The sequence below is a fragment of the Desulfobacterium sp. N47 genome (assembly GCF_051233685.1).
Classification (GTDB): Bacteria; Desulfobacterota; Desulfobacteria; order Desulfobacterales; family RPRI01; genus RPRI01.
The window spans coordinates 1-8800 of record NZ_JBAMMY010000235.1; the positions used below are offsets into that span (position 1 = coordinate 1).

Genomic DNA, 8800 nt, shown 5'->3' on the forward strand with positions numbered 1-8800 from the left:
TTTTGTCTTAACTCCTTGTTATAATTATAATTTATAACAAGGCGACAAAAATTTTTTATCTGCTTTGTCAAGCAAAAAATAAACATTTTTATAATTTTTTTATCCCATATAACATGCAAAAACTTAACCGGACACTACTGAAAAAAATTACAATATTATCTTTTCTCTACTTCAATAGTTATATAAAAGCAAATAAGTTCTACCCAAAGCTTATGCAAAACTTGTTTTATATCAAAAAAAGCATAAAATAATATCATGTATTTATGCCCGGCTATTTCTCAAACAGGACAGGTTCTTAGCATTCGTTATAAAACATGAGTCGAGAGCAGGCTTGACTTATCAAGCATAGTCGGTTAACTGAAAGGAAAAAGTGTTATGATAATTTTTGGAAAATACGGCCGGGCAAACCGTAATTATAAAAACAAAAATTTATTGGGCAATAATCTGTGAATAAACAGCATAGATTAATGGTTTTTAAGTGGAACAAGTTAAAAATAAACACCGGTAAACTCACAGGAGGAAAACAAAAACCATGGAGCTTCAAGAAGTTGTAATTGTAAGCGCCTGCAGAACAGCGATCGGAGAATTTTTAGGAAGCCTCCGGAAGGTTAAGGCAAGAGATCTGGCAATTGCTGCCGGTGGAGAAGCTATAAAAAGATCCGGCGTACCTGCGGATCAGATTGATGAGATATGCATGGGGCAGATTTTTACAGCGCTTCAGGGCTCTTTGCCTGCACGTCAGGTCGCCATGAGATTGGGTCTTCCCGGTCGAAGCGGTGCTGTGTCTGTGAATCAGAATTGCGCTTCGGGAATGCGTGCCCTTGAGATTGCAGCTCACAATATTATGCTGGGTAAAACTGAAATCGCCTTGATTGTTGCTGTGGAAAGCATGACAAATGCACCCTATATTATGACCAAAGGAAGACAAGGTTACAAAATGGGCCAGGGAACCATCGAAGATCACATGTATCATGATGCTTTGGTCGATGAACTGGTTCCGGGACATGTTGGATTAACCGCTGAAAATATCGGTGCAAGATATAATATCTCCCGTAAAGAATGTGATGAATTATCTGTGTTGAGTCATGCAAGGGCCGCGAAGGCCATTGATGAAGGAAAATTCAAAAGAGAAATTCTTCCCATAAAAATAAAGTCCAAAAAAGGATCAACCTTTTTTGATACGGATGAACATGTGGACAGAAACGCCACTGTAAAGAGCCTGTCCGAATTGCGACCCGCCTTTAAAGAAAACGGTGTGGTTACTATCGGCAATGTTTCAGGCATTTGCGACGGGGCGGCGGCTACCGTTATTATGTCAAAAAAAAAGGCAGGAGAACTTGGCATTAAACCCCTTATGAAACTTATCAATGTATGCACGGAAGGGGTTGCTCCCGAGATTATGGGGCTTGGGCCGGCGGTTGCAATCCCCAAATGCCTAAGCCAGGCCGGCATGAAATTTGAGGATATCGACTATTGGGAAATCAATGAGGCCTTTGCCGTTCAGATGCTTGGTGTAAAAAGAATGCTTGAGGAAGACTACAATATTACACTGGATATAGAAAAGCATAACCATAACGGGTCAGGCATATCATTAGGCCATCCCGTGGGATGCACGGGGCTTCGTCTTATCGTAACATTATATTATGAAATGGAACGGCTGGATTTGATGACGGGCGGGGCGTCACTATGTGTTGGCGGTGGCCCGGCCATGGCTTCTCTATGGACAAGAGATATAGAATAAGACCTGAATCAAGATAATTTATTGCTGGTAAACTAAAACTTTGATCTGCCACATGAAATAGCGGGGAAGTACAATTTCTAATATGAAAGAGCAACCGACATCAGAAAATGTCTTCCGGAAAGACCTGATTGAGCAAACTTCAGAAGATGAGCCTTTGGTCAGCATTATAGTCCCCGCGCACAATCACGCCGAATACGTTTCCGACTGCATTTCAAGTATACTTGACCAGGATTATGCGAATATAGATTTAATAGTTATTAATGATGGCTCAACCGATGATACCGGTAAAATAATTGAAGCGCTTCTTAAAAAGCATCCGTTTGGTTTTAGATATATAACTAAAGCTAACAAAGGACTTATCAAAGCTTTAAATCAGGGCATAAAATTAGCGCACGGAGAATATATCTGCGAAATTGCTTCAGATGACATGTTGTTGCCGGGAAGTATAAAAAAAAGGGTTGAATATCTTAGACGGCATCCCGGAATTGATGTTGTATTTGCCGATGCATATATTATCGACAACAATATAAAGACGAACATACGCCTGAGAGTGAAGAAAAAAAGTTACAGCAGTTCAGAGCATTCAGTAAAGGATTTAATTGAAGGAAGGGCTAAAATCTTTTTCCCTTCCGGGATGTTCAGAAAATCAATATTTCAAAAGCTTGATGGATTCGATGAGGATTTTCAGTATTCGGAAGATGTCACCATCTGGTATCAATTAGCACTTTACGCACAAATCGCCTATCTTGATGAACCGGTGATGTATTATCGAAAGCATTCGGGTAATACATCTATTTCGCCTGCCTTTAAAATAGAGATCCGAAGGGAAAAAATAATGGCTTTGGAGAAGCTGTTAATGCATGATGTTAAAATATATGAAAAAACAATAAAAAGATACCTATGCAGTGAATATATAAAATTCATAAAGCTCTCCCTTAAGACTCCTATAGATATTACCGAACTGAAAGATGCTTTCCGAAAAGCATTAAAAACAAGAAATTATATAGCAAAGCTGTTTTACTATTCCCTTTTGTCTAAGATTAAAGGCAAGGCAGCATGAAGCAGTATGGCCGCTTTATAGATTATCTGATCGAGTTGAACATCATTTTGCTCATATTCGCATTCCCTCTTAATTTAGGATTCTTCAACAAGCTTTGGATGTCATTGATTATTATATGGTTATCAGGAAAGATACTACGGCAAGATAGTGTGGTGATGCCGCCATCTGGTTATTTCCTGCTGGTATTTATAGGTACAATAGTGATATCCGTTATTTTTTCGAAGCAGCCTGATGTGAGTAGAGGTTCGGTCATGTATTGTATAAAGGGCATCGCTCTTTGTATGGTATTATTTGACTTTTCGGGCCATGATGAAAAGCGGATAGATAGAATCGTTCACTATTTTATGGCAAGCGCACTCATGGCAGCATTTTATGCATTTTATCAGCTTTTCTGTTTAAAAGGTATAGATACAAGAGCACACTCTTTTTTTTATAATACCTTTTATCTGGCATTGTGGTCCGGCATAGGGATACTGGCTGCCATTTCCAAATTGCTCGCAAAACCTTCGAAATTGTCCTTTTATGCATATGAGGTCAGCTTGCTCATATTAGGTGCAGCTCTGATGCTTTCAAAGACGCGGGCCCCATTAATTGCTGTCGGCATAGTATTGTTAATTATAGTATTCTATGTTCCTGATAAAATAAAATCGCTAAAATACCTTGCTGTCTTTGGTGTCGTAACATTACTGCTTTTTATTTACGATGAAACTCTTCGTATGAGAGCACTATCAATATTTGATAGCAATACAGAGCTGCGCTGGACTATTTGGAGCCAGACTCTTGCTCTGATTAAAGCAAAGTTTTGGATGGCAGATTGGCTCATCGGGAGAGGACCGGGGGTATTTAAATCTGAATATATTCAGTTTGATCACATCAACTATCCTTTTACCTTCCCTCATATGATACCGGTTGAACTCTTTTATGCTTTCGGACTTATGGGTGTCGTTGCTTTTTTAACATGGTTCATCTTTCTTATGTATAGATTGAATGGCTTATTAAAAAACAATACTCTCGATCTGCATATAAAATATATCGGATTGTGGCCTGCTCTTGTCTTTCTCATTTGCCTGATCAATGAAAGCTTCTTTTCGAGATATTTTTCTTTTTCTTTCTGGTTTTTTACAGGTATTTTGCTTGCCTTATTGCGTATCGAAAAAGCGGCAGTAGAGAAAAAAGGAGCCGTATTAGATTAGCGCAACTAAACCTTGTTGCGTTTTTGCTGCTTCCGATCGAAAAATAATCATTCCACGGGAAAAACGATAAAAGCCCATATGAATCAGGTACGCGTCTTTCTCTCAGTTTCTAAGAGGCCTCTCTTATTTGATACCACTGTTGATGGTTTTATAAATACTATTAGTCAGCCGACAATTTATCTTTTAATATCCTGTTTACTATTTCAGGGTTTGCTTTTCCTTTTGTTTCTTTCATGATTTTTCCTACAAAAAATCCTATCACTTTTGTTTTGCCGGCTTTATATTCCGCAACCTCTTTAGGACATGATGATATTAATTTTACAGCGATATCTTCAAGCAGGGCCTCATCCGTAACCTGTACCAGATCTTTTTCCTTAATTATTTCCTGCGGTGGTTTTCCGGATTTTGCCATTTCTTCAAAAACCGTTTTTGCAATCTTGCCGCTGATTATATTTTGATCGATAAGTTTCAACAATTCTGCAAGATTGGAAGGGGTTATGGGAGATTGCTCTATAGTTTTGCCTTCTGCATTAAGAAGTCCTAAAAGCGAACCCATTATCCAGTTGCTTACCTGCTTTGGGTTTTGAAATTCTTTTGCACAGGCTTCAAAATACCCGGCAAGTTCGACAGCGCCGGTTAAAACATCGGCATCATATTCCGGAAGCCCATATTCTGAAACAAAACGTTCTTTTTTTTCATCAGGCAGTTCAGGCAGTTCTTTTTTTAATTTTGCTATCCAGCTATCGTCTATTGAAAGAGGAAGAAGGTCGGGATCGGGAAAATACCTGTAATCATGCGCATCTTCTTTGCCTCTCATGGAGACGGTATTGTTCTTCTCAGGATCCCAGAGTCTTGTCTCCTGAATAACCTCTTCGCCGTCAAATACAATATCTTTTTGCCTTTCTATTTCGTATAAAATTGCTTTTTCAACATTTTTAAATGAATTTAAGTTCTTAAGTTCGGTTCTTGTTCCGAAAGGTTCGCTTCCTTTTGAGCGGATGGAAATATTCGCATCGCATCTGAAACTTCCCTCTTCCATATTTCCGTCACAGATATCAAGATATCTTAATATGGACCTTATTTTCCTCAGATAGGCGACTGCTTCTTCAGATGATCTTATATCCGGCTCACTTACTATTTCAATAAGAGGGACGCCGGTTCTGTTAAAATCCACCATTGAAAAAGGACGGGACGGATCATGTATCAGCTTTCCCGCATCTTCTTCCATGTGGATTCTTGTGATCCCGATTCTTTTTTTTAAACCGTTAACATCAACATCTATATAGCCATTTTCACAAATGGGAAGCTCATACTGGGAAATCTGGTATCCTTTGGGAAGATCCGGATAAAAATAATTTTTCCGGGCAAACCTGCTGAATTTCGAAATTGTACATTTTGTGGCTATTCCCATCAGTATGGCATATTCGACAACTTTTTTATTCAACACAGGAAGCACGCCGGGCATTCCGAGGCAGACAGGACAAGTGTGGGTATTAGGTGGTGCTCCAAAAGAAGCAGGACACGAACAGAATATTTTTGTATTGGTTTTCAACTGGGCATGAACTTCAAGCCCGATTACCGGTTCAAATTCCATATTATTAAGTTCCTTGTTTTATTATCCGAAGTTGCCTATAGATTTTATTTTTAGGACTTTTGAAGAATACCCGATTTTGGTCAGGAACAAGAAAGGCAATAATTTCAACCACAGAAATAAATTGAAGTATTTCGGGGATTGAAATTTGAGCCCGGCAACCGGCCTTAAGAAGGTATTATGCAAAAGTCTCATTTTGCAAATATAAAGATGAGGTATTATAGTGTCAAGCTATAAGGTCATAAGTTAAGTGGCTTTTCCCCTTTTTCATGGCAATGTTGCATCGCTTTACAAAAGTTTATAATGAGCACGAAATTCTTAAATGCCTATAAAATAAATTTGTGCAAACCAATCGCGGATTTTGGGTTTTTCTTGACAATCTCCAAGTTGATTTCATATCTATTAATAATATAAAAGCGTTAACATAAAAAGGTTTTTTTAATTATATGGATATTAAAGATTATATAAATAACATCGATACCGAAAAACTTGGGATAGCAAAACATGCAATCAGAATCCCTAAACAAACGGCAATTATCAGCAATGACATAGCCATCTCATATAAAGAACTCGACAGAACCGGTAATATTTTAGCTGATTCTTTATTGCAGCTTGGTGCTGAGCCTGGCTCCCGGATTTCGGTTCTTATGTCCAATTGTCCAGAAATAATATATATATGGCATGCTTGCGGCAAGATTTTCACAACTCCTGTTTTTATCAATTATCGTTTCAAAGAAGATGAAGTTGCCCATATCGTTAATGACTCCAAATCAAAGGTTTTGATTTACGATTATCAATTTGAAAATATAGTTTCAGGCATAAAAGACAAAATCAAAAATCATGAAATAGTATATGTTTGCCTGAACGGGCCGGGGCAGTCGGATGCGGTAGAATTTAAAAATCTGATTTATTCCGATATTGATAATTATCCCTCAATCAATAATTCCGGTTATGAGATGGCATCTTCTCTTATATATACATCAGGTACAACCGGCAGGCCGAAAGGCGTTGTGAGAAACAGCGAAAACAGGCTGAATATAATGCTTTTATATGCATTCATAACCGGCTGGGGTTTTGACGACATACATATTGTGGCAGGTCCTTTATGTCATACTGCACCTTTGAGTTTTGCCACCTGCTCCTTTCTTTTCGGCAATACTGTAGTCATTATGCCAAAATTTGATGCAAAAAATTTTCTTGAACTTATACAAAAACACCGGGTTACCACAACTTTTGTTGTGCCCACCATGCTGAACCGAATCTGCAATCTGCCCCAAGAGACTTTAAACGGTTATGATATTTCATCACTTCGTCTGATAATAGTTACCGGAGAAGCTTTCCCGTTTAACCTTAAAAAGAAAGCAGTTGAAATCTTCGGAAATGACAAGATCTATGAGATGTACGGGGGAACCGAGCTTAGCTGCGTGACATATCTGCTGCCACAAGACCAGATAAAAAAACCGGGAAGTTGCGGAAAGGCAGCTCCTGGAGTTGATATCAGGCTGTTGGATTCTGACAAAAACGAAGTGCCGACCGGAGAAACTGGAAAAATATATGTGAAAAGCCCTTTTTTGCTTGGCGGATATTATGAAAATACAAAAGCAACCCGATCAAATTACCATAACGGCTATTTTACCGTAGGCGATATGGCCAGAATGGATGAAGACGGATATTACTACATAGCAGACAGGGATGTTGATATGGTTATATCAGGCGGTGTTAATATCTATCCTGCCGAAATTGAACAAGTGCTGCTCAACCATAAGGAGATATACGATGCTTCGGTAATCGGCGTGCCGGATGTTAATTGGGGAGAAAGACTTGTTGCTTACGTGGTTGCCCAAAAAAATGCCGAAATAAGCGAACAGGATATTATCGATTATGTGAAAGATAAACTTGCATCGCATAAGAAGCCTAAACAAGTAATCTTTATTGATGAGATCCCGTCTTCAACTTCGGGCAAAAAGCTAAAACGCGTGCTCAGAGAACAATACGCAATGACAAGTCAGGAAAGTATTTTGTAATTTTTTATGCCGGGATTAAACCGCAAATCCTATAAAATTTTAAAGCAGGTAAATCAATATGCCGCAAAAAGATATTATTGGCCAGGATGTAAGCTCTGCTTCTACCGGATCTTCCGGAATAGATTTCAAATCTCCCGGAAATTATGACTGTACTATGATAATTGATGAAAGAAAGCGGACATATCGTGTTCATATGCCGAGGGGATTTAAGGCCGGTAAACGCCTGCCATTGTTTATTATGATGCATGGCGGGCAAATGACCGGCATTCAGATGGAACGGATCACAGGATTGTCCGATACGGCTGACGACAATAATTTTGTAGTAGTATATCCCGATGCAATAGGAATATACAAAGGCAGGTTATACTGGAATGACAGCCGGGTTCCGGAAGTAGATGATGTGAAATTCATATCGGCATTGATTGATAAATTGACAGAAAGTGCGGACATTGACCATCGTCGTGTCTATGTTGCAGGATATTCCAACGGCGGGGGCATGGCAAATTTTCTCGGAGTTGCAATTTCGGATAAGATAGCAGCGATTGCTTCTGTTGCCGGAACCATAGTTAAAGATATGGATAAAAAGTGGCAACCCAAGCGTCCGGTGCCGGTTCTTTATTTTCATGGCACAGCAGATCAATTGGCATATTACGAAGGCGGAACTGCAGGTACGTTTCGGGGTTCCAGTTTATCTGCGGAAGAATTTATTCAATGGTGGATAAATAAGAACTGCTGCGATTGTGAACCTGCCTGCACTGACCTGGAAAAGGACCCATCCGGCCTGTTTGTTAAGTGCTATATTTACGGAAAAGGGCAAGAAGCAGCAAAAGTAATATTTTACAGAATTGAGGGCGGCGGACACACCTGGCCTGGAAGACCAAGGTTCTTTCCGGCAAAAGCTTATGGCAAAACTGCAATAAATCTTAATGCCAATGAGATCATATGGCAATTCTTCAAAGATTATAAACTGCCTGTATGCACATAACTTATTTTAACAAACCAATAATCTGTCAGTTTTCCCGATGTATCCCTTTTTTCCACGGAAGCCCGCTCAGCCCGATTCCGTGAAATGAATTCATGATTCCCCAAACCGTACCGAACAACCCTATAAAAGGAGAAGTATTTCCGGTTGTTGCAAGAAAAGGAACCAGTTGTGTCAGACCCGTTATCTCGGAATTAATAGCTCTTCTT

General features: G+C 39.2%; 7 protein-coding genes. 5 read left to right on the forward strand and 2 right to left on the reverse strand.

Annotation, left to right across the window (positions count from 1 at the left end):
- Positions 1–532: 532 nt before the first annotated feature.
- The 3 genes from VXK47_RS15125 (at position 533) to VXK47_RS15135 (ending at position 3994) form a co-directional block, all read left to right on the forward strand.
- On the forward strand, positions 533–1741 hold the full coding sequence (locus tag VXK47_RS15125; protein ID WP_435549621.1) for a thiolase family protein: 1209 nt from the start codon (positions 533–535) through the stop codon (positions 1739–1741).
- 82 nt (positions 1742–1823) lie between these two features.
- Entirely contained in the window at positions 1824–2801 is a 978-nt protein-coding gene (locus VXK47_RS15130; protein ID WP_435549622.1) for a glycosyltransferase family 2 protein, read from the forward strand.
- Entirely contained in the window at positions 2798–3994 is a 1197-nt protein-coding gene (locus VXK47_RS15135) for an O-antigen ligase family protein (protein WP_435549623.1), read from the forward strand. The genes VXK47_RS15130 and VXK47_RS15135 overlap by 4 nt, the downstream gene beginning before the upstream one ends.
- A 160-nt stretch (positions 3995–4154) precedes the next feature.
- On the opposite strand, the gene gatB is transcribed toward VXK47_RS15135, so the two are convergent.
- Positions 4155–5588, reverse strand: coding sequence for an Asp-tRNA(Asn)/Glu-tRNA(Gln) amidotransferase subunit GatB (gene gatB / locus VXK47_RS15140; RefSeq protein ID WP_435549624.1), 1434 nt, complete (start codon positions 5586–5588; stop codon positions 4155–4157).
- A 443-nt stretch (positions 5589–6031) separates the two neighbouring features.
- Here gatB and VXK47_RS15145 point away from each other — a divergent pair, with 443 nt between their 5' ends.
- Both VXK47_RS15145 and VXK47_RS15150 read left to right on the forward strand, forming a co-directional pair.
- A complete protein-coding gene (locus VXK47_RS15145) occupies positions 6032–7609 on the forward strand; it encodes a class I adenylate-forming enzyme family protein (RefSeq protein WP_435549625.1) in 1578 nt (525 codons plus the stop codon).
- 58 nt (positions 7610–7667) lie between these two features.
- Positions 7668–8594 (forward strand): alpha/beta hydrolase family esterase, encoded by a 927-nt coding sequence (locus tag VXK47_RS15150; protein ID WP_435549626.1) that lies wholly within the window; start codon positions 7668–7670, stop codon positions 8592–8594.
- Between the two features lie 25 nt (positions 8595–8619).
- Here the strand turns inward: VXK47_RS15150 and VXK47_RS15155 are convergent.
- Positions 8620–8800 (reverse strand): MotA/TolQ/ExbB proton channel family protein (locus tag VXK47_RS15155; RefSeq protein WP_435549627.1); only part of this gene is annotated, 181 nt, incomplete at its 5' end.